Origin of the sequence: Methylophilus sp. TWE2, from assembly GCF_001183865.1 — a bacterium.
Taxonomy (GTDB): domain Bacteria; phylum Pseudomonadota; class Gammaproteobacteria; order Burkholderiales; family Methylophilaceae; genus Methylophilus.
On the sequence record NZ_CP012020.1, the window covers coordinates 1,444,012 to 1,466,584 of the forward strand.

A 22,573-nucleotide genomic window follows, 5' to 3' on the forward strand; every position below is an offset into this window, starting at 1 on the left:
GAAATATCATGCAAAGTTCGCCTAAAGTCGGTTTTGTCTCGCTGGGTTGCCCCAAGGCAGGCTCAGATTCCGAGCGCATTTTGACCCAGTTGCGTGCTGAGGGCTATGAAATCAGCAATAGTTATGAGCAGTCTGACCTGGTGGTGGTGAATACCTGCGGCTTTATTGATTCTGCCGTGCAGGAGTCACTGGATGCCATTGGCGAGGCACTCAACAAAAATGGCAGAGTGATTGTGACCGGTTGCCTGGGTGCTAAAAAAGACGTCGTGACCGGCGCTCACCCTAGTGTGTTGGCAGTGACCGGCCCGCATGCGCTGGAAGAGGTGATGGGGCACGTGCATACCCATTTGCCCAAGCCACATGATCCTTATACTGATCTTGTACCACCCCAAGGTATACGCCTGACGCCCAAGCATTATGCCTATCTCAAGATCTCTGAAGGCTGCAATCACCGTTGCAGTTTCTGTATTATCCCCAGCATGCGTGGTGACCTGGTCAGCCGACCTATTGGCGATGTCATGAATGAAGCAGAAAGTCTGGTCAATGCAGGCGTATCCGAGATTCTGGTGATTTCACAAGACACCTCTGCTTATGGCGTGGACATGAAGTTCCGTAAAGGCTTCTGGAACGGCCGCCCAATCAGAACGCATATGACCGAACTCAGTAAATCACTCGGCGAGCTGGGGGTGTGGGTGCGTTTGCATTATGTCTATCCATACCCGCATGTGGATGATGTGATTCCGCTGATGGCAGAAGGCGCGATTTTGCCTTATCTGGACGTGCCTTTGCAGCATGCCAGTCCGCGTATCCTCAAGTCAATGAAGCGCCCGGCCAGCAGTGAAAACAACCTGGCGCGCATCAAAGCCTGGCGTGATATTTGTCCTGAAATCGCTATCCGCAGTACTTTTATCGTTGGCTTCCCAGGTGAAACCGAAGATGATTTCAAGATGCTGCTCGACTTTATGGAAGAAGCGCAATTGGACCGCGTCGGCTGCTTTGCCTATTCGGCCGTCGATGGCGCGGTAGCGAACAATTTGCCAGACCAGGTGGCTGAGGAAGTGAAGCAGGAGCGCCTGAGTCGCTTTATGGAGGTGCAAGAGCGTATCAGCGCAGCGAAAGTCGCCGCAAAAATCGGCAGCCTGCAAACGGTGCTGGTCGATGAACTGACCGAGGACGATGACGGCAATGTGATTGCGATTGCCCGTACTAAAGGCGATGCGCCTGAAATTGACGGGATTGTTTACCTGCAGGATGCGGATGGCCTGAATCCGGGTGATTTTGTCGATGTGCAGATTGTGGATTCACAAGGCCACGACCTGATTGGTGCGCCGCCAGAGTTTTAATGATTGAGTGTTTGCATCAGCTATAAAAAATGCCGCAGTTGCGGCATTTTTGTTTTCAGGCAGCGACTTGTGGTCTTTCGCAGTCTGCGCGGTCGGCAAAGAAGTCGTGCGTGTAAGGGCAGCGTTTGAGTTTGCTGGAAGGGTTGTTTTTACGTTTGGCCGTTTGTGCCAGGTTAACATAAGGCGTCTGGCTGAGTCGCACGTAACCGGATTGCAGCAATTTGCTGGCCGTGGTTTCAAACTGGCTCAGCGGGTTATCCATGTTTTGCAGGGTAATGCCTTGCTTGTGCACGGCGACCACATGATAAATGGCACTGGTTTGTCCAGGCGCTGCAGGCTTGCCGTAAAGCTCGCCGACATGAATCTCGTGGCTGGAGGAGGGGAGTTGCGTCATGGCGGCATCATAACCCGTTTGTGCGTTGGCTTCAATCTCGCGCCAGGTATGTTGTAGTCAGGCGAGAGTGCAAGGCCCATGTTAAAATAGTCAGCTTGAGCGTTATGAGAGTCATCATGTCACAAGCTGTTAAAACCCGTTTTGCCCCGAGTCCTACCGGTTATCTTCATATTGGCGGTGCACGCACTGCACTGTTTTCCTGGGCCTATGCCAAGCGCCACGGCGGCAAGTTTATCCTGCGTATCGAAGATACCGATGTTGCCCGGTCTACGCCTGAAGCCGTGCAGGCGATTCTGGATGGCATGGCCTGGTTAGAACTGGATCATGATGAAGGCCCGTTTTACCAGATGCAGCGCATGGATACCTACAAGAAAATCATCCAGAAAATGCTGGATGAAGGTCATGCCTACTATTGCTATTGCAGTAAAGAAGAGCTGGATGCCTTGCGTGAAAGCCAGATGCAACAAGGGATCAAACCGCGATACGATGGCCGCTGGCGTCCTGAGTCAGGCAAAGTGCTGCCTGAGCCACCTAAAGATGTGCCGCCAGTCGTACGCTTCAAGAACCCGACGGATGGCGTGGTGGCGTGGGATGATATGGTGAAAGGCCGGATTGAGATTGCCAATGCCGAGCTCGATGATCTGATCATTGCCCGGGCTGACGGTACGCCGACGTATAACTTCTGTGTCGTCGTTGATGACTGGGAGATGGGCGTCACCCAGGTGATTCGTGGTGATGACCACGTGAATAATACGCCGCGTCAGATCAATATGCTCAAAGCCCTTCGCGCGCAAGTGCCGCAGTATGCGCATTTGTCAATGATTCTTGGCGACGATGGTCAGAAATTATCCAAGCGCCACGGTGCGGTGAGCGTGATGCAATACCACGAAGATGGTTATTTGCGTGAAGCGGTACTCAATTACCTGGCACGTCTGGGCTGGTCACACGGCGATGACGAAGTGTTCAGCATGGCGCAATTCTGTGAGTGGTTTGATTTAGACCATATCACCCCGTCTGCCGCACAATTTAATACCGAGAAACTCAACTGGCTCAATGCGCACTACATCAAGACGTTGCCACTTGAGCGTATTGCTGACGAAGTAAAGCCCCGCTTAGCGGCTCTGGGGATCACGGAAACACAATCGCCAGACTTGCTGGCCGTGCTCAATTTATACCGTGAGCGGGCCAATAACCTGAATCAGCTGGCCAAAGAAATCGCTTTCTTTTACCAGATGCCTGCGATCAATGAAGCGGATGCGGCTAAGCATCTCCAGGAAGAAACTGCGGGTTATATCGAAAGTTTCCTGCAAAAGACTCAAGATTCTGACTGGGCTGCCGATAAATTACACGATGCGCTGAATCAGGTGGTGACTGAGCAGCAGATTAAATTCCCCAAACTGGCTATGCCATTGCGGGTGGCTTTAATCGGCATTGCGCAGTCACCCAGCATTGATCAGGTGATGTCCATTCTGGGTAAAGACGCCTGTTTGCAGCGCATTCGCGCATTATTTCCAAAAAAATAATGTGCGGGGATTGAAATTGGAACAAATTAGTACAATCATAGTCATTATGAGGGATTGGTGTTCAAGATAATAAAACTCCAATACGATTAAAACAAAACAAGGAGCAATAGATGAATAACAAAGGCCAGATGCTACAAGACCCTTTTCTGAACGCCCTGAGAAAAGAGCATGTACAAGTGTCTATTTACCTCGTTAACGGTATTAAGCTGCAAGGGCAGGTCGATTCTTTTGACCAGTATGTCATTCTGTTAAAAAACACAGTGACGCAAATGGTATATAAACACGCTATTTCAACCATCGTTCCAGCGCGTCCAGTCAGTTTGGGACCACACGAATCTACGCAAGAATCTTAATGCATGTTTGATAGACCAAGCGGCGGAGATGCCGTCATTCTGGTCAGTGTTAACTTTGGTGATACTGATTACGAAGAAAGTTTGCAAGAGCTCCGCCACCTCGCCGGCACTGCCGGACTTAATATCTCTGCGACGCTCGAAGGCAAGCGTCACGCTCCTGATCCCAAGTACTTTATTGGCTCTGGCAAGGCTGATGAGCTGAAGGCTTTAATGGCGGCCCACGAAAGCAAAGTGGCTGCCTTTAACCATGACTTGAGCCCATCGCAACAACGCAACCTCGAAAAGCTGCTTGAGGCCCGCGTAGTCGACCGCACCGGCCTGATCCTGGATATTTTTGCCCAGCGCGCGCAATCGCATGAAGGGAAATTACAGGTAGAGCTGGCGCAGTTAGAGCATTTGTCTACGCGCCTGGTGCGAGGCTGGACACACTTGGAGCGTCAAAAAGGGGGTATCGGTGTGCGTGGCGGCCCTGGTGAAACGCAGCTGGAGCTGGACAGGCGGATGCTGCGAGTACGCGTCAAGCAGTTGCGCGAAAAGCTGACCAAGCTCAAGCAGCAACGTGGCATGCAACGCCGTGCGCGCAAACGTTCAAACCTGATGACGGTGTCGCTGGTTGGATATACCAACGCGGGTAAGTCGACCTTGTTTAACAGGGTGACGCATTCCGGCGTGTATGCCGCCGACCAGCTGTTTGCCACCCTGGATACGACTTCGCGCAAGATGCATTTGCCAGAGGGATATCCTGTGGTGTTATCTGACACGGTAGGGTTTATCAAGCATTTGCCTACTACGCTGATTGAAGCATTCGGTGCAACGCTGGAAGAAGCTGCGCAGGCTGACTTGCTGCTGCATGTGGTTGATGTCGCCAGCCCGAACCGCGATGGACAAATTGAGCAGGTGAATATCGTGCTAAACGAGATTGGCGCTGCACAAGTGCCGCAAATCCTGGTGCTTAACCAGATTGACCGCATGGGTATGGCGCCGGGAATCGACCGCGACGAGTATGGTAATATCCGTACTGTTCGCGTCTCAGCCAAAGATGGCATTGGTATGGACGACTTGCGCCAGGCGCTACTGGAGCATCAGCAATATTTGAAGAAACTGAGCACGGAAGAAAGTGCTTATGTCTAAGGCGGGCTGGATCATTGCCTGACAAATCAAAAAATACGGAGTACACGCATGAAGAAATTTCCAGGCTTTTGGAATAAAAACAATGAGGGTCCGCCGGATCTGGACGAGGTGTTCAAGGATTTGAATCAAAAGCTGAATCGGTTATTTGGTAACAATAAGGGTGGTCAAGGTGGTCCCAGAGGCACCCCGCCTGTGCCACAATCGTTACCGGTGATGCCTATCCTGGGCCTTGTGGCATTGATTTGGCTGGGCTCCGGATTTTATATTGTTGACCAGGGTTCACGTGGGGTGGTCCTGCGTTTTGGCAAGCATGTGGAAACCACTATGCCAGGTCCACGCTGGCATTTGCCATTCCCGATTGAAACGGTCGAAAACGTCAACCTTGAGCAGGTGCGCACCATAGAAATGGGTTATCGCTCATTTGATAGCGAATCCGGCCGTAGCAAAGAGCTGCGCGAATCGCTGATGCTAACCGATGATGAAAACATCATTGATCTGCAGGTGGCAGTGCAATATAACCTGAAGTCTGTTGAGGACTACCAGTTCAGCAACCGGTCTACAGAAGAAAGCGTGCGAGGCGTGGCTGAGACAGCCATTCGTGAAATCGTCGGTAAAAGCAAAATGGACTTTGTGCTCTATGAAGGTCGCGATGATGTGGCAGCCAAAGCTAAAAAACTCATGCAGGATATGATGGACCGGTATAAATCAGGTATTAACATTGTGAACGTCACCATGCAGAATGCCCAGCCGCCCGAGCAGGTACAGGCTGCTTTTGACGACGCAGTAAAAGCCAAGCAGGATCTGGAACGGCAGAAAAACGAAGGCCAGGCATATGCCAATGATGTCATTCCTAAAGCGCGCGGTACTGCTGCCCGTTTGGCTGAAGAGGCAGCGGGTTACAAGTTGCGTGTTGAAAACGAAGCCAAGGGTAATGCCGACCGTTTCGAGCAGATTTTGGCGCAATACAATAAGGCGCCTGAAGTGACGCGCCAGCGTTTGTACCTGGATGCGCAGGAGCATGTATTGTCCAACACCAGTAAGGTGCTGGTTGACCAGAAAGGCGGCAACAGCCTGCTGTACCTGCCACTGGATAAGCTGATGACAATGAGCGGGGCGGGTGGTAGCGCAGCTTCTGCATCTGCCACGGCAACTGACAAGCCAGCGCAGGAGCCGCAAGCAGACTCAAGTGCACTGGATCGTTCTCGCGATGCCATGAGAAACCGTGATCGCGAATATCGCTAGTCTGCCGAGGGAAAATACATTATGAGAAATATTGGAAGTCTGTTAATCGGGGTTTTTGTCTTACTAGTGATCATTACCTCTTCGGCCTATACCGTAGACCAGCGTGAATACGCGCTGGTATTCCGACTGGGTGAGATTGTGTCGGTTAAAAGCGAACCTGGCCTCTATTTCAAGATGCCTATGGTTGAAAATATTCGCTATTACGACAAGCGTATTCTGACCCTAAACTGGGAAGAGCCTGACCGTTTTATCACCAGCGAGAAGAAAAACGTGCTGGTCGATTCGTTTGTGAAATGGCGCATTATTGATCCGTCTAAATACTATGTGTCCGTACGTGGTGATGAAGTACAGGCCGAGCGTCGTTTGTCACAGATGGTCAATGACGGTTTGCGTGCCGAGTTTGGTAAGCGCACCATCCATGACGTGGTGTCGGGTGAACGTTCCGAGATCATGGAAATCTTGCGCCAGCGCGCTGACAAGGAAAGCCGCCAGATGGGCATCCAGATCCTGGATGTACGTTTGCGTCGTGTGGATTTGCCTAAAGAAGTCAGCGAATCAGTGTATCAACGTATGGAAGCCGAGCGTAAATCTGTTGCCAACGAGTTGCGTTCCCAAGGTGCAGCCGCAGCCGAGAAAATCCGTGCAGATGCAGACCGGCAACGTGAAGTGATTATCGCTGAAGCTTACCGCGATGCGCAAAAAATCAAAGGTGAGGGCGATGCCAAAGCATCTGAAGTGTATGCGCAGGCATTTGGTAAAAACCCTGAGTTTTATGCCTTCTACCGCAGCCAGGAAGCTTATAAAAACAGCTTCAAAAGCAAGTCTGACGTGATGGTGATAGACCAAAGCTCAGACTTCTTCAAATACATGCGTAGCAGCGGCAAGAAGTAACTTTCCGGTTTAACTGGTGCCTGTATGAATTGGTGGTGGGTGATCGGTGGGGTGTTGCTCGTTGAGGGGCTAATGCCTTTGTTCTTCACCCAGGCCTGGCGCCAGACCTTTGAAAAGTTATTGCAGCTCCGGGATGGTCAAATCCGGTTTATCGGGTTTGCTTCTGCGTTGATTGGGTTGCTGCTGATGTGGCTTAACCGCTGATCGTTTTAAATAGTGATAAAAAAGCACACCTTGGCGTGTGCTTTTTTATTGTTAGTGGCTTGATCAGGCACGCATCACAATTGCTAAACCCGTGCCTTAGGTGGGGGTTTGCGGGTATAATGGCGGGATGCATAATTGGTTACTTCCAGAATATATTGAAGATGTATTGCCTGCAGAAGCGGCACGTCTTGAATCTTATCGCCGGCAATTACTGGACTTGTTTCGTGTCCATGGCTATCAATATATCGTTCCTCCCATGATGGAGTATGTGGAATCCTTGTTGACAGGGACAGGACATGATCTTGATATTGCCACATTTAAGGTGGTCGATCAGCTGACTGGACGTTTGATGGGCTTGCGTGCAGACACGACACCGCAAGCGGCACGCATTGATGCGCACATGCTGAACCATCAGGGGGTTTGCCGCCTGTGTTATGCCGGCACGGTGTTGCGTACCAAACCGGATGGGTTGGCACGTACACGTGAGCCTTTGCAGCTAGGGGCAGAGTTATACGGCCATGCAGGGATAGAAAGCGATATTGAAGTGCAGCGCCTGATGGTGAAGGCTTTGCAGTTGCTGGGTATGCGCACCTTGTTTGTCGATTTAAGTCATGCAGCTATTTTTGCTAGCTTGTCCCATATGGCACAGCTGGGTGTGCAGCAAGAGCAGGAGCTGCAGGCGGCCCTGCAGGCAAAGGATATTACCCTGGTCGAAGAGCTGGTGGCCAACCTGCCTGAGAAGTCGCGTCGTCATTTTGTTGCGCTGACACAATTAAATGGTGGGATAGAAGTCTTACAACAGGCGCGTGACTTATTGCCAGCTTCTGAGGCGATGGAGCAGGCACTGCTTGAACTCGAAACAGTGGCTAAAGCCTTGAGTAGTGCTGATGTCACCGTCACCATAGATTTAAGCGAGTTGCGCGGTTACCACTACCATAGTGGTATGGTGTTTGCTGCCTATGCCAAGGGGTATGCGGGTCCAATTGCCTTAGGCGGCCGTTATGACGAGGTCGGTGCTGCTTTTGGCCGCGCTCGTCCTGCGACCGGCTTTAGCCTGGATTTACGGGGGGCTTTGCAAGCCTTGGGCCCTGCGGCATTACACAAAGGCATTCTGGCTCCTGCGGCGACAGACGCAGAGTTGCTGTCACTGATTGACACCTTGCGTTCCCAGGGGCAAGTCGTGGTGGAAGCCTTGCCCGATATGCCGGTGAACTATTCTGAATTAGCTTGTGACCGTACCTTGCAAAAGGTAGATGGTCGCTGGCAGGTGGTGGCTGTTTAAGTCAGCGCCCCATTTTTGTTTTTACAAGATATTTATTGAACATGACACAATCCAAGCAAGCAAAAAACGTCGTTGTGATTGGTACCCAATGGGGCGACGAAGGTAAAGGTAAAATCGTAGACTGGCTGACCGACCATGCCCAAGGTGTGGTTCGCTTCCAGGGAGGCCACAATGCAGGGCATACACTGGTGGTCGGGCAGGGTACAGAACAGAAGGTATACAAGCTCAACCTGGTGCCTTCAGGGATCGTACGCGAAGGTGTTAATTGCTACATCGGCAATGGCGTTGTGCTGGATACAACCCACTTGCTGAACGAAATTTCCACGCTGGAGCAAGGCGGTCTCGATGTCAAAAACCGTCTGAAAGTAAGCCCTGGCTGCCCTCTGATTTTGTCCCATCATGTAGCCGTTGACCTGGCCCGTGAGGCCAAGCGTAGCGCAGATAAGAAAATCGGCACAACTGGTAAAGGCATTGGCCCAGCTTATGAAGATAAAGTGGCACGCCGTGCCTTGCGCGTGTATGACTTGTTTTATCCAGAGCGCTTTGCAGAAAAACTGCGCGAAGTGATGGATTATCACAATTTTGTGTTAACCAATTATCTGGGCGCTGCGGCCGTAGATTTCCAGCAGCAATATGATGCCAGCATGCAGCACGCGTCTGCTTTGAAGCCAATGGTCGCTGATATTTCTGCAGCTTTGTATGAAGCCAATGCACGTGGCGAACACCTGTTGTTTGAAGGCGCGCAAGGAACCTTGCTGGATGTAGACCATGGCACCTATCCTTATGTCACTTCCAGTAACTGTATCGCCGGTCAGGCCTCAGCAGGCACAGGCGTAGGCGCCAATATGTTGCATTATGTATTGGGCATCACCAAGGCTTACACCACACGCGTTGGTGGCGGCCCATTCCCGAGCGAACTGGATATTGAAACTGAAGGTGCGCCGGGTTACCAGATGTCTAACAAAGGCCAGGAAATCGGTACCGTGACCAAGCGCAAGCGCCGTTGTGGCTGGTTTGACGCTGCGGCTTTACGTCGCTCGGCCCGCATCAATGGTTTGACCGGTTTGTGTATTACCAAACTGGACGTGCTGGATGGCATTGAGTCGCTAGATATTTGTACCGGTTATAAACTGGATGGCAAAGTGGTCGATATGCTGCCTGTCGGCGCGGATGACGTGGCCCGTTGTGAGCCTATCTATGAAACGGTGCCAGGCTGGAGTGAAACCACTTTTGGCGTGAAAACCTGGGATGCCTTGCCCAAGAATGCACAGCATTACCTCAAACGCCTGGAAGCCGTCTGTGGCGTGCCGATCGCCATTGTGTCTACGGGCCCTGAGCGTGACGAAACGATTGTCCTGCAACATCCATTTGCCTAAGGTGTGCTTGAAATGCGTGCACAACGACTAGCCTGGGCCATTACCGGTTCAGGCCACTACCTGCGTGAGTCACTCAGCATTTTGCAAACCTTGCAGGATGTGGATATTTACCTGAGCCGTGCGGCGGCTGAGATTATCCAGCAATATGGTTTTCAATCTGCCCTTGAAGCCACCGGCCACAAGGTTTACCAGGATAAAACTGCCAGCAGTGTGCCGGTCGAGCGTTTTTATGAGGGTGTTTACCACACCTTGGTCATTTCGCCAGCGACCTCTAATACCATTGCCAAAATGACGTATGGCTTTTCAGATAGCTTGGTGACTAACCTGTTTGCACAGGCGGGTAAAACACGCGTCCATAGCATTGTATTTGCCTGTGATACGGCGCCGGAACTTGAGTCTGAAGCGCCGCGGGATAATGTGGTGAAAGTATACCCACGCCAGATTGATCTCGATAACGTGGCTAAACTGAAGCTGTTTGCAGATACCAGTGTGGTCGAAGATATGGCTGCATTGCAAGATACCATCATGCAGCGGCTGGCGGCATTACATGATCTTAGCTTGCATGACGGCATACAGGTGCTAGATCAGCTGACTGAGTAACTTCATGAATCGACTGCTGTTTCTTACCGGAAAACTGGCAGAACACAGTCTGCGTCAAATCTTGCAGTCTATCCAGGCAGCGCATAAGCACTCACCTTTTGAATACGAAGTGAAGCAAATCGGTGTGTCGGTGGCTGCCCTGATGACGCCGCCCCTGATCGCACGACGCTTACCTAAAGTCGACAATATAGATAAAGTGATCTTGCCTGGCTTATGCCAGGGTGACCTGGCGCCGCTTGAGGCGCAATGGGGAGTGCCTGTGGAACGTGGACCCAAGGATTTGAAAGATTTGCCGCAATATTTTGGACAGCAGGGCAAGGCGCCAGACCTGACGCAGCATAGCGTCACCATTTTTGCTGAAATTGTCGATGCGCCAGACCTCACTATCGCGCAGATCATCGCCAAAGCCAGACATTTCCAGCAGCAAGGCGCAGATGTGATTGACCTGGGCTGCTTGCCAGGAAAATCCTTTGCACACATGACCGATACCGTGCGTGCGCTCAAGGCTGAAGGTTTTCGTGTCAGCGTAGATTCGATGCGTGAAGAGGACCTGTTGGCGGCCGGCAAGGCCGGTGCTGATTTCTTGCTCAGTTTGCATGAAAAAAGCCTGTGGATCGCGGATGAAGTGGCCTCTACGCCTATCCTGATTCCGGCCAAACCTGGCAGTCTGGCCAGCTTGCAACGTTCTATAGAGCATTGCCTGCAACGTGGGCGCACATTTATTGCAGACCCGATTCTGGATCCCATCCATTTTGGATTCACCAATTCTATTGTGCGCTACCAAAAGCTGCGTAAAAAGTACCCAGAGATCGCCATCATGATGGGTGTGGGCAATCTTACCGAGTTAACTGATGCAGATACCACAGGGATGAATGCCTTATTGTTTGGCATGATCAGTGAGCTCAATATCAATGCGGTGCTGGCGACTTCTGTCAGTCCGCATGCCTGTGAGGCCGTCGCTGAAGCAGATGTTGCACGCCGCGTGATGTTCCGTGCCCACCAGGATAAACGCTTGCCACGTGGATATTCAAACGGTTTGCTCGGGCTACACGACCGTAAACCATTTCCCTACAGTGCGCAAGAAATCGCTGAGATGGCTAGCCAGATCAAAGATCCCAGCTTCCGTATTATGGTGAGTGAGGAGGGGGTGCACGTTTATAATCGCGAGGGGATACAGCACGACACCGACCCTTACCGCTTTTACCCCGGTTTGAATGTACAAGACGATGCATCGCATGCGTTCTACCTGGGCGTAGAGTTGGCCCGTGCACAAATCGCCTGGCAACTGAAAAAGCGTTATGTGCAGGATGAACTGCTGGAGTGGGGCGTGGCTTCAGTACAACAAAACAGGCAAGCGAAAGTCGCGCATAGAGAAGCTTCTATTAAAGAACGTCAAGAAAATGTGCGTCAGCAAAAAGACGGTAATTCAACGCCAGACACGGAATAATTTTGATGATATATGAAACCATTGTGACCACTTGTTCGCCTGAGGGCGAGGCGCACATTGCACCATTTGGTATTCAATGGCATGACGGCAAAGTGTTGATCATGCCTTTCAAGCCTTCAACCACTTTGCAGAATATCTTGCAAACGGGCATGGCCGTTTTGAATCTGACCGATGATGTACGCGTGTTTGCCGCGGCGATTGCCAAAAAAACCACTTTTGCCACTGAGGTCGTTGCAGAAGGTAAAGCACTCCGGCTGAAAGACTGCCTGGCCCATCATGTGCTGACGCTGACACAAGTGGAAGAAGATGAGGTGCGACCTAAGTTATGGCTCAAAGTGATCGAAAGTGAAACGCACGTGCCATTTATGGGCTTTAACCGGGCGCAGGCCGCCGTGATTGAACTGGCAGTCCTGGTCAGCCGTTTGCAACGCTTGCCGATTGAGAAAGTTACGCAGGAAATGCAATACCTGCAAATTGCCATCGATAAAACCGCAGGGCCACGCGAGCTTGAGGCCTGGCAATGGCTGGTTGATTGTGTGAATAATCATCTGGCGCAACAAAGCGGTTTGCAACAAGCATGAGTCAAGTGATGCAAGTATTAGTGAGTGTCAATTCGGTCGCCGAGGCACGATTGGTGTTAGCGGCGGGCGTGCCCCTGATTGATTTGAAAGATACCAGTCATGGTGCATTGTCCGCTTTGGATCTTGGAAGCTCAGCAGCGATTGTGGGGGCGGTAAAAGCACATCAACAACAATATCCAGCTGCGTCCATCACTATCAGCGCGACTGTGGGTGATCGTTGTGCTTCAGCGGCGGATCTGATCGCATTGATTGAACATCGCCTGCAACTCGGCGTTGAGGTGATTAAGTTGCCAGAAGCGATTTGGGACGATGCCACCTATCAATCTGTCATTGATGATTTTATTGCCCAAGGGAAAAGAATGATCGCGGTATTGCTCCCACTCAGTTTGAAGGATGCCGCGTTGGAAAAAAGATTGCAAGGGCTGGCTCAACAAGGCTACTGGGGTGTGATGGTGGATACACCACAGAAATCTACCGTTTTAGTGGAGATGGTTGCCATGCCTCTATTGGCGCGCTTTGTGCAGGGTGCAAAATCTTTGCAATTGCGGGTAGGAATCGCCGGTGGGCTCTCCTTGGCAGATGTTGAATCCCTGTCAGATATTGCGCCAGATTATCTGGGATTTCGCAGCGGGGTATGCATGGATGGGCAACGATCCAAAGGTTTAGCGCCAGAACGTGTTCACATGCTGGTTTCGCAAGTATCTGGAAATTTGTTGGATATTGGTCTATAACCCAATAAATACGTGCTTGAAGTGGTACTTAGGGTTGCGTCTACCTTGACGTTTGCGTATAGTTCAACATGTAAGTATTTTCAAAGATGTGGCGAAAATGCCCAATAACAAAGGAGTCAATGAATGAAAAAAAGTTTTTTAGGCTTGGCAATTGCTTCTGCATTTGTATTTGCATCGCAAGTTGCGCAGGCTGAAGACATGTACCGTGGTGCCTGGTACGTTGTTCCTGGTGCAACTTACATGAACACTGACAATGATCTCGAAGCTGACAATGGCCGTGGTGGTTTCCTGTCCATTGGTAAAGAGCTGAGCGAGCACTGGGACATTCAAGGTCGCTTGGGCTATAACCGTGCTGATGAAGATACCGGCATTGCTGGTGCTAGCGGCAAATACAAGCAAACTGCTTTAGGTCTCGATGCACTGTATATGTTTAGCCGTGACAAGTTCCGTCCATTCCTTTTAGCTGGTATTGGCGCAGCGCGTAATAATGTTGATTATTCAATCCCAGGCTTTGATGTCGATGGTAAAAAAACTTCATGGATGGCAAACGTTGGTTTGGGCGCTCAATATCTGTTTAATGATAAGTTTGGTATCCAAGCCGATGTACGTCACCAATGGAGCCGTGCGAAAATTGATATTGCTGCTGTAGGTAGTGATACAGAAACAATCGGCAATACGTTAGTGAACTTGGGTGGTATCTTCCGTTTCGGTGCGCCAGCACCAGTGGTTGAAGAGCCAACACCAGAGCCAGCACCAGTAGCTGTAGCTGAACCAGCCCCAGCACCTGCTCCAGCCCCAGCACCTGCTCCAGCACCAGTATGTAAGCCACAAAACGAAACAGTCACAGTGAGCGCTGAGAAACTGTTTGGTTTCGACAAGGCTAACCTGCGTGAAGAAGGCCGTAAGGTTCTGGAAGAAACTGCAGCCAAGATCAAGGCTAACCCAGAAATTAACGCTGTGATCGTGACAGGTCACACAGACCGTATCGGTTCCGATGCATACAACCAGAAATTGTCCGAGCGTCGCGCGAAGATGGTGGCTGATTACCTGATTGCACAGGGTGTAGATAGCAATATCATCACTTCTGAAGGCAAAGGTAAATCTGAGCCAGTGGTTGAGTGCGAAGGTAAGAAAGTAACGAAGAAACTGATTTCTTGCTTGCAACCTAACCGTCGCGTTGATATCCGCGCTGAAGGCACTAAACAAATTGGTTGCCAATAATCAGATTGATGTCTGAATAAAAAGCCACGCGAATGCGTGGCTTTTTTTATGACCATTGCCCTGAGTCAGGATTTTGCATGATGCCTCAGTTATAATCGCGCTATGGTTCACACACAATACATCATTAAAGCGCGTTGGCTGGTCACTGTAGACGCGCAGCATACATTATTGGAGCAGCATGCAGTATTGGTTAAGGGGGGAGAGATTGTAGCGATAGTACCCAAGACTGACATCCCTGAATGGGCAACCGGTTGGCCAGTAGTCGATTGTTCCCAGCATGCATTAATCCCCGGGTTGATTAATCTGCATGCGCACAGCAGCATGAACTTGCTGAAAGGGTATGCGGATGATTTGGCCTTGATGCCATGGCTTAATGAACATATCTGGCCTGCAGAAAAGAAATGGGTATCCACTTCCTTTGTACATGATGGCAGTTTATTAGCTTGTGCTGAAATGTTGAGTGGAGGAGTGACAACCTTCAATGATATGTATTTCTTCCCGCAAGCGACTATTGAAGCCCTCAAACGCTTAGGCATGCGCGCTAACATTGGTCTGACTGTGCTGGAATTTCCCACCAATTACGCCGCAACAGCCAGTGATTACATCAGGTTAGGCACCGAAGTGCGTGACCAGTATAAATCCGATAAAAATATCAGTTTTTCATTCGCGCCACATGCGCCCTATACAGTGAGCAATCAAACCTTTGAACAGATTGCGACCCTGTCTGAGCAATTAAACCTGGGTATTCACACCCATTTGCATGAAACACAAGCTGAGATACAGCAAAGTTTGGAACAGTTTGGGGTACGTCCATTGCAGCGTTTACTGTCGTTGGGAGTGATCGGTCCAAACAGTGTGCTGGCACATGGCGTTCATTTAGACGAAAATGAACTGGAAACGCTTTCAATACAAGGGGCGCATCTTGCACATTGTCCCTGTTCCAATTTAAAGCTGGCGAGCGGGATAGCCCCGGTAGCCGCGGCATTGCGTGCGGGCATCAATGTCGGGCTTGGCACAGACGGGGCTGCCAGCAATAACCGGGTAGACCTTTGGCAGGAAATGCGTATAGCAGCTTTATTGTCCAAAGTGGCAGATCAGAATGCAGAGTCTCTGCCGGCATACCAGGCATTGGAAATGGCCACCATGCGCGGTGCCCGCGCACTGGGGCTGCAGGACAAGCTTGGCAGCATTGAAGTAGGCAAGCAGGCCGACTTGGTCGCCGTCAAGCTTAACGACCTCAATAGTCTGCCTTGTTTTGATCCTGTTTCACATTTGGTCTATGTCGCCAGCCGTGAGCAAGTGACACATACCTGGGTCGATGGCCGCTTGTGTTATCAGCGTCAGGATGATGGGCAGGCAACATTTGATGGCATAGAAACGGAAGAATTACGGTCTATTGCATTGCAGTGGCAACTTAAATTGCAATAGACCCTCGAAAATAGAAGGAACAACGATATGGCGAATGTAGAAGCAGCAGAAGTGAATAAGTTTGCCGAATTGGCACATCAGTGGTGGGATACGCAAGGCGTCTTTAAGCCATTGCATCAATTGAATCCCTTGCGCCTGAATTATATTGATAGGCGTGCACAGCTTTCGGGTAAGCAAGTGCTGGATGTTGGTTGTGGTGGCGGCATTTTAAGTGAGTCCATGGCACAATGCGGCGCGCAGGTAACTGGTATAGACCTGGCAGAAAAGTCTCTCCAAGTGGCCCAGTTACATGCGCTGGAGGCAAATGTAAAACTGGATTACCGTTGCGTGACGGTTGAAGCATTGGCAGAGGAAAAGCCGCAGACATTTGATGTTGTGACCTGTATGGAAATGCTGGAGCATGTGCCTGATCCTGCCAGCGTGGTACGCGCCTGTGCAGCGTTGGTCAAACCAGAAGGGCATGTCTTTTTTTCAACCCTGAATCGCAATGCAAAAGCCTATCTCATGGCAGTCGTCGGTGCTGAGTATGTACTTAACCTGCTGCCCAGAGGCACGCATGATTACAGTAAATTTATCAAACCTTCAGAACTGGCAGCCTGGATGCGCCAGTCGGGATTGGAGTTGCAGCACCAGACCGGTGTGACTTATAACCCGCTGAACAAGCAATACTCATTGACCACGGATACCAGTGTGAATTACATGCTGCATGCCATCAAGGAAGCCTGACAGGAAGTGACATGCAAGCAGTTTTGTTTGATCTGGATGGGACGCTGGTTGATACCGCCCCTGATTTAGGCTATGCCTTGAATTTGCAACGTGAGCGACATGGCCTGGATTTTTTGCCTGAAGAGGCCATTCGTCCTTATGCCTCACATGGTTCGCGAGGTTTACTGGAGGTAGGGTTCGGCCTGCTACCAACGGACGACAGCTTTGAAGCCATGCGCACTGAGTACCTGGACTTGTATACACAGGTCATGACACGTCAGCCTCTCCTGTTTGAGGGCATGGAAGAAACCCTGCAGGCCATTGAACAGCGTGGCCTGCGTTGGGGCATCGTCACCAATAAACCACGTCGTTTTACCCAACCCATGGTTGCGCATATGGGCTTGGATAGCCGCGCGGCGGCGGTGATTAGTGGCGATGATGCGCCTCAACCCAAACCTTCGCCGCAAACCTTGTTACTAGCCTGCGAACGGATGAAAATAAATCCGCAAACCGTGTTGTACATCGGTGATGCAGAACGTGACGTACAAGCGGGTAATGCTGCAGGCATGAAAACACTGGTGGCATTATTTGGTTACTTGTCTGTCAAGGACAAACCGGAACAGTGGGGCGCCCATGCTTGCATCGCGCATCCAAAGGACTTGCTTGGCTACTTGTAACGATTAGTCAAGGATTGGGCGCATTCTTTAAATTGCGCGTGCTGCTCAGTACAGCCATGGCCGCAATATTGATATCGGCAACCAGAATGCTTTTCAGGGAGCCATCGTCATTAAGGATAGGCAATGATACTGTGAGGCAGAAATCTTCCGTGGCCGTAGACAGGTAAATCGTTGAAATGTAAGGGGCATGCGTTTCTGCGACCTTTTGATAGTAGGCTTGCTGACTGCGGTCTATCCCTGCGCCGCCCGCCTTGATTTTGCCGTACATGTTCGGGTTGATCCAGTTGGCATAACGCTGGATGCCGTTGGGTTCCAGTTCGAAAATCACTTCAAAATAAGGGAATTCGGAAAAACAGCTATCCAGATCGTGCGAGCCCGTTGAACGCTGAATATTCAGCAGCGATTGCAAGGCGGATAAGGCTTTTTGTTGCCAGCCGGAATAGAATTCTTTTTTAGGTAATATTGGTTGTGGTGGCGTATCTTCCACCACGATAATACTGCCGATATTGGCTTTGCCAATTTTCTTGAGAACAGCTGCCCGTTCTGCAGCCATGACGCTATTCTCCAATGTGCCTTGTGAGCCGTTGACGACTGCGATAGAAACACTGGCAACCGGATGGTCTTTACCATCTTCAGTCGTAAAAAATCCACGCTCCAAGTCACTGGTATCATACAAATGTACCGCCAAGGCCTGAAACTGGCTAATGATATGCAGCAGCGTCTCCGTGAGCTTGGGCGCTTTGTGATCATAAATAAGCACAAAATCATCCCCGCCAATATGGCCGACCATCACGCCGGATTTATCCTGGTACTCCTGACGGATAATTTCTGATAACAAGCGAATCATGGCGTCACCACGGATGAAGCCGTAGCGATCGTTGTAAGCCTTGAAGTGATCCAGATCAATATACACGAGTTGGGTATTCGGGTTGTTACGCAAGCTGTTGTCCAGCGTTTGCCTCAGGGTTGGGCCTGTCGTCAAATGGCTCAAGGGATGTAAGTTACCCGTTGTGGCTTTGCGGCTAATCAACTGGGCCATGATTTCCATAGGTTGCAAGATGCCGACATAGGCACCTTCTTCATTGACCGCGATCCATATATCCGTATTGCTGCGTTCCAGGTAAAAAATACGCGCCAGGGTGGAAGAAGGCATGAGATGGTTAATGACTTTAGGCAATGGGTCACAGCAGGCGCCCAGGCCGGAGACTTTCTTTGAAAACACTTTGCCACGTCGTAGAACACCTAATGGTGTCTGTCCATCCAATACCACCGCGATGGCCACATCGGCATGCGCATTGAATAAGTTTCTTGCCTCGGCGAGGGTGCCACTTACATCAATTGTCAGGCCATGGCTAATATATTCACCGATATGAAAATCATCAGGAATGTGAGAGCGATGGGATTCATCACGTGGAGGCAATGCGGTCACTTTTTCGCTGGGCGTGCTTTGCGGATGGGCAAAATAATGACCTTGTGCGTAATGCAAGCCTAAATCCTGGCAATAAGTGATATCTTCAACGCGTTCCAGACCTTCGGCAATGATGGTGCAGCCTAAACGCTGTGCCATCGAGATAATGGCTTCCAGTAACACGGTCCTCACACGGCTGCCTTGCGCTTCATGCACAATCGCACGGTCAATTTTAATAAAGTCCGCCCGTACTTCTGCCAGTATACGCAGGCCATTAAAGCCAGAGCCCATATCGTCCAGGGCAATACGCAGACCATGCATGCGGATGGCATCACAGTTTCGCGCCAGTACTTCCGGATTGGTTTTCTCACTTTCAACAATCTCTATCACTACATCGCGTTTATCAATATTGTGTTGCGCCAGGATTTTTAAAATGAAATCCAACCAGCCCGGGCTCATGATGGTTTGCGGTAAGACATTGATAAAGATCGGTTTATCAGCAGAAACAGATTGGGACTTGCCTATTAAAGCAAGGTGTTGGCAGGCGAGATCCAGTTCGTGTGTGCGCTTCACTTCGGCGGCCAGCGCAAAGGCTTCCATGCCGTTAAGCCAGTTGCCTTCAGGTGTTTTCAGGCGGCAAAGCGCTTCAAACCCAAAAACCTTGCCACTTTGACCAAAATCTACGATGGGTTGGTAATGCATTTGCACATGAGGCTCAAGATCAGACAGTAGCCAGGGATATTTGTGGCGCGCATAGAATGTATTGAACGGCATGGTTGCCTGTAACGCCTCCATGGGGGCGACAGGTTGGTTATCCTCGGAAACAAGCACCCAGGTATCCTTAAGCGTATGTACTGATTCCTGGGCAATCATCTGGTCGAGTATCTGCAACAACTCAGCTTCGGTCTGATAGCTAAATGAGGTTTGATTGACCCCTGAAAAACGCGGATTTTCCCGGTTGGCATGCAGGTTGGCGTCGAAAGTATGCAGAAATAGTTCCATGAAGAGTCACTTTGCTTTTGTTAGATTGTTACAGCTCGCTTATTGTTTGGCTTAGCCAGAACCAGGCAGGTAAATATTCTGCTGGTTCTCTGCTAAGTCCGCATGATGACTATAACGAAAGCAAAGGGGATTTATTTATATAATGAGCGGGCATAAAAGCCACGAAACGATCTAATTGCCTGCATCAAATTGGTGCGGAACGTGCACGTTTATACGTCAGTGGAGATGAGATGCTCGTGCCAGGCTGTTGGGAAACGGTGTCCTAAGTCAAAACCTTGCGTTCCAGTAAGGCTGTCGAGAGGGTGCCGCTGTCGACGTACTCAATTTCACCACCCATAGGTAAGCCGCGGGCAATTCGGCTCACACGGATGCCACGTGATTTGAGCATCTGCCCTATATAGTGGGCAGTGGCTTCGCCCTCGGAGGTGAAATTGGTGGCCAGGATGACTTCATGAATGGCGGTATCTTGCGCGCGCTTGAGCAGTTTATCGAGATGAATATCTTTGGGGCCTATACCATCCATGGGAGATAGTTTGCCCATCAGTACAAAATATTGGCCTTGGTAACTGCGGGTGTTTTCCAGCATCATGAGGTCGGTAGGCATTTCGACCACACATAGCGTTGATTTGTCACGGCTGGTTTCCAGGCATACACTACATACCTGGTGTTCGCTGAAGTTATTGCAATAATCACAATGAGCGAGCTTGTCCAGCGCCTGCTGCAAACTTGCAGCCAGTTTTTGTGCACCTTCTCTGTCACGCTGCAGGAGGTGATAAGCCATGCGTGTGGACGACTTGGGACCCACGCCCGGTAAGCAGCGTAGTGCGCTGATCAGCTGTTCGAGAACGGCAGGATTGTTCAAGCTTCAAATCCTGTTTAGAAAGGCAGTTTAAAGCCTGCAGGCATCACGCTGCCCATTTTGGCAGCACTGGTCGCTTCTACTTTTGCTCTCGCGTCCTTAAGTGCAATTAGAATCAAGTCTTCCAGTGTTTCTTTGTCATCCATTGCAGCATCTTCAATCTGCACACGTTTGACGTCATTGCTGCAGGTCATGGTGATTTTTACCATGCCGTTGCTGGCAATGCCCTCTACTTCAGTGTTTGCCAGTTCTGCTTGTGCTTTCTGCATATTGGCTTGCATCATCTGGGCTTGTTTCATCATATTGCCCATGCCACCTTTCATCATTTGTCTGCTCCTTAAAGTGATTGTGGTTAATGTAATGGTTTAATGGAGTTGGGCACGATGGTCGCACCCATTTCTTGCATCAGGCCCTGGACAAAACGGTCACTCATAATCGCTTGCGTTGCCTGGTCCTGTAATTCAGCTTTTTCAACTGCTAATTGCCTGGCTGGCGTATTGGCTTCCTGGCCTGCGGTGATATTTAGTTTTAACCGACGGCCAAAATGGTTATTCAATGCCGTGTTAAGCTTGTCCAGGTAATTGGCACTGGCAAGATGTTTGTGTGCCTCACTGATACGTAAGGTCATTTCATCGCCATCAAAGTTCACCAGCTCACAGTTTTGTGCCAATGCCCGTACCAGGCCAAGTTTGCTCAAGTGATTCTCCACCAGAGCCCGCCAATTGCCATCCCAGGCTAAGGGCGGATTATCAGCAGACATCACAGGCGATGAAAGGGCCTGCTGCGGAATCTGTTCAATTTCAGGAATCGCCTGCACAGTAATGGCTGGTGCGGGCCCTGGGGGAGGAGGAACCGTTCTGTTTACTTCTGCAGGCATAGGTTCTGCGGAAGCTGTTGCCAAGATGGGGGCTGCCCCTGGTGTTTGGGGGCTCACTTGGCGGCTTTGCGCGAGTGCAGCCCTAGCGCCACCGCCAGCATTGCCACGGGAGGAAGGACCTTCCTGTGGAGTGCTGCTCCCAGCTGCTGGCACTGCAGGCGTCATAGCATCTGCTTTAAACGCCAGCATACGCAACAAAGTCATGGTAAACCCGGCATAGGCATCCGGCGCCAATCCGATGTCACGGTGGCCAAGAATACAAATCTGATAATACAGTTGTAGCATGTCGGCTGTCAGGGTCGCCGCCAGATCCAGCAGCGTTTGGCGCTCTGGATGATCATCCGCAATGGCTTGTGGGCTATGTTGTGCGACTGCCAGCAAATGTAACAGCGCCGCCAAGTCATTGAGGGCACTTTCAAAACCAATGCTGCGCGACTCCATTTGCTGCGCAATATTAAGTAAAGTGACGGCATCATTGGCTATCAATGCGCGTAATAATTCATATAAATAGCTCTGGTCAATCGCTCCCAGCATGTTGCGAACGTCGCCTTCTCGTACAGACTGGTTGCCATAAGCAATGGCCTGGTCGGTGAGTGACAGCGCATCGCGCATACTGCCGTTGGCTGCACGGGCAATAAGTTGCAAGGCTGGTGACTCAAAAGCAATCTGTTCCTGACCAAGAATATCTTGCAGGTGCGCAGTGATGGTGCTGCTGGCCATCTGGCGCAGGTTGAACTGCAAACAGCGTGAGAGGATGGTGACCGGGACCTTTTGCGGGTCTGTGGTCGCCAGGATAAATTTGACATGGGCCGGCGGTTCTTCCAGCGTTTTCAGCATGGCATTAAACGCTTCTTTGGTCAGCATGTGCACTTCGTCTATCATGTAAACCTTGAAGCGGCCAGAGGATGGCGCATAAATCGCCTGTTCCAGCAGGCTGACCATGTCAGCAATACCGCGATTAGAAGCGGCATCCATTTCAACATAATCGACATAACGGCCAATATCAATGGCCAGGCAGGCTTCGCACTCACCACAAGGATTGGCTGTAATGCCAGTGGCGCAGTTAAGGGATTTGGCCAGGATACGCGACAGTGTGGTTTTCCCAACGCCACGCGTTCCGGTAAACAAATAGGCATGGTGCAGACGCTGTTGGCTCAGGGCATTACTTAGGGCCTGAACGACATGGTCTTGGCCGACCAAACTGCCAAAGGATTTTGGGCGCCATTTACGCGCCAATACTTGGTAAGACATCGCGCACTCTACTGATTAAATGCTATGGGCAAACCCGTACTTTAGCC

The 22,573-nt window shown here is 50.6% G+C and carries 22 protein-coding genes; 17 read left to right on the top strand and 5 right to left on the bottom strand.

The window, feature by feature from the left end; translation table 11 throughout:
- Positions 1-8 precede the first annotated feature (8 nt).
- The gene (gene rimO / locus ACJ67_RS07040) at positions 9-1,343 is read left to right on the top strand and encodes a 30S ribosomal protein S12 methylthiotransferase RimO (protein ID WP_049638467.1); all 1,335 of its coding nucleotides are present in this window, start codon (positions 9-11) and stop codon (positions 1,341-1,343) included.
- A gap of 55 nt (positions 1,344-1,398) precedes the next feature.
- On the opposite strand, the gene ACJ67_RS07045 is transcribed toward rimO, so the two are convergent.
- Entirely contained in the window at positions 1,399-1,737 is a 339-nt protein-coding gene (locus ACJ67_RS07045; RefSeq protein WP_049638468.1) for a hypothetical protein, read from the bottom strand.
- A gap of 116 nt (positions 1,738-1,853) precedes the next feature.
- Here ACJ67_RS07045 and gltX point away from each other — a divergent pair, with 116 nt between their 5' ends.
- The 16 genes from gltX (at position 1,854) to ACJ67_RS07125 (ending at position 17,129) form a co-directional block, all read left to right on the top strand.
- The gene (gltX, locus tag ACJ67_RS07050; protein ID WP_049638469.1) at positions 1,854-3,260 is read left to right on the top strand and encodes a glutamate--tRNA ligase; all 1,407 of its coding nucleotides are present in this window, start codon (positions 1,854-1,856) and stop codon (positions 3,258-3,260) included.
- Between the two features lie 110 nt (positions 3,261-3,370).
- Complete coding sequence (gene hfq, locus ACJ67_RS07055; protein WP_018985423.1) at positions 3,371-3,613, top strand: RNA chaperone Hfq; 243 nt, start codon at positions 3,371-3,373, stop codon at positions 3,611-3,613.
- Positions 3,614-3,616: 3 nt separating this feature from the next.
- Positions 3,617-4,744 (top strand): GTPase HflX, encoded by a 1,128-nt coding sequence (hflX, locus tag ACJ67_RS07060; protein ID WP_049638470.1) that lies wholly within the window; start codon positions 3,617-3,619, stop codon positions 4,742-4,744.
- A gap of 48 nt (positions 4,745-4,792) precedes the next feature.
- Positions 4,793-5,986: an FtsH protease activity modulator HflK gene (hflK, locus tag ACJ67_RS07065; RefSeq protein WP_049638471.1), complete on the top strand. Its 1,194-nt coding sequence runs from the start codon at positions 4,793-4,795 to the stop codon at positions 5,984-5,986.
- A gap of 21 nt (positions 5,987-6,007) precedes the next feature.
- A complete protein-coding gene (hflC, locus tag ACJ67_RS07070) occupies positions 6,008-6,877 on the top strand; it encodes a protease modulator HflC (protein ID WP_049638472.1) in 870 nt (289 codons plus the stop codon).
- Between the two features lie 24 nt (positions 6,878-6,901).
- Positions 6,902-7,081, top strand: a complete 180-nt coding sequence (locus ACJ67_RS07075; protein ID WP_049638473.1) for a DUF2065 domain-containing protein — start codon at positions 6,902-6,904, stop codon at positions 7,079-7,081.
- 127 nt (positions 7,082-7,208) lie between these two features.
- On the top strand, positions 7,209-8,363 hold the full coding sequence (locus ACJ67_RS07080; protein ID WP_049638474.1) for an ATP phosphoribosyltransferase regulatory subunit: 1,155 nt from the start codon (positions 7,209-7,211) through the stop codon (positions 8,361-8,363).
- 41 nt (positions 8,364-8,404) lie between these two features.
- Positions 8,405-9,739, top strand: a complete 1,335-nt coding sequence (locus ACJ67_RS07085; RefSeq protein WP_049638475.1) for an adenylosuccinate synthase — start codon at positions 8,405-8,407, stop codon at positions 9,737-9,739.
- A gap of 12 nt (positions 9,740-9,751) precedes the next feature.
- Entirely contained in the window at positions 9,752-10,339 is a 588-nt protein-coding gene (locus tag ACJ67_RS07090) for a flavoprotein (RefSeq protein WP_049638476.1), read from the top strand.
- Between the two features lie 4 nt (positions 10,340-10,343).
- On the top strand, positions 10,344-11,786 hold the full coding sequence (locus tag ACJ67_RS07095; RefSeq protein WP_049638477.1) for a DUF6513 domain-containing protein: 1,443 nt from the start codon (positions 10,344-10,346) through the stop codon (positions 11,784-11,786).
- Between the two features lie 5 nt (positions 11,787-11,791).
- Positions 11,792-12,367, top strand: a complete 576-nt coding sequence (locus ACJ67_RS07100) for a DUF447 domain-containing protein (RefSeq protein WP_049638478.1) — start codon at positions 11,792-11,794, stop codon at positions 12,365-12,367.
- Entirely contained in the window at positions 12,364-13,098 is a 735-nt protein-coding gene (locus tag ACJ67_RS07105; protein WP_231587278.1) for a (5-formylfuran-3-yl)methyl phosphate synthase, read from the top strand. The genes ACJ67_RS07100 and ACJ67_RS07105 overlap by 4 nt, the downstream gene beginning before the upstream one ends.
- Before the next feature lie 123 nt (positions 13,099-13,221).
- Positions 13,222-14,319 (top strand): OmpA family protein, encoded by a 1,098-nt coding sequence (locus ACJ67_RS07110; protein WP_049638479.1) that lies wholly within the window; start codon positions 13,222-13,224, stop codon positions 14,317-14,319.
- A 102-nt stretch (positions 14,320-14,421) separates the two neighbouring features.
- Positions 14,422-15,747 (top strand): TRZ/ATZ family hydrolase, encoded by a 1,326-nt coding sequence (locus tag ACJ67_RS07115; RefSeq protein ID WP_049638480.1) that lies wholly within the window; start codon positions 14,422-14,424, stop codon positions 15,745-15,747.
- 27 nt (positions 15,748-15,774) lie between these two features.
- Complete coding sequence (gene ubiG / locus ACJ67_RS07120) at positions 15,775-16,473, top strand: bifunctional 2-polyprenyl-6-hydroxyphenol methylase/3-demethylubiquinol 3-O-methyltransferase UbiG (protein WP_049638481.1); 699 nt, start codon at positions 15,775-15,777, stop codon at positions 16,471-16,473.
- Positions 16,474-16,484: 11 nt separating this feature from the next.
- Positions 16,485-17,129 (top strand): HAD family hydrolase, encoded by a 645-nt coding sequence (locus tag ACJ67_RS07125; protein ID WP_049638482.1) that lies wholly within the window; start codon positions 16,485-16,487, stop codon positions 17,127-17,129.
- Between the two features lie 7 nt (positions 17,130-17,136).
- On the opposite strand, the gene ACJ67_RS07130 is transcribed toward ACJ67_RS07125, so the two are convergent.
- The 4 genes from ACJ67_RS07130 to dnaX all read right to left on the bottom strand — a co-directional run bounded on the left by ACJ67_RS07130 (position 17,137) and on the right by dnaX (position 22,526).
- On the bottom strand, positions 17,137-19,539 hold the full coding sequence (locus ACJ67_RS07130; protein ID WP_049638483.1) for an EAL domain-containing protein: 2,403 nt from the start codon (positions 19,537-19,539) through the stop codon (positions 17,137-17,139).
- A gap of 262 nt (positions 19,540-19,801) precedes the next feature.
- The gene (gene recR / locus ACJ67_RS07135) at positions 19,802-20,401 is read right to left on the bottom strand and encodes a recombination mediator RecR (RefSeq protein WP_018985407.1); all 600 of its coding nucleotides are present in this window, start codon (positions 20,399-20,401) and stop codon (positions 19,802-19,804) included.
- A gap of 14 nt (positions 20,402-20,415) precedes the next feature.
- A complete protein-coding gene (locus tag ACJ67_RS07140) occupies positions 20,416-20,724 on the bottom strand; it encodes a YbaB/EbfC family nucleoid-associated protein (protein ID WP_049638484.1) in 309 nt (102 codons plus the stop codon).
- A gap of 26 nt (positions 20,725-20,750) precedes the next feature.
- Entirely contained in the window at positions 20,751-22,526 is a 1,776-nt protein-coding gene (gene dnaX / locus ACJ67_RS07145; protein ID WP_049638485.1) for a DNA polymerase III subunit gamma/tau, read from the bottom strand.
- Between the last annotated feature and the right edge of the window lie 47 nt (positions 22,527-22,573).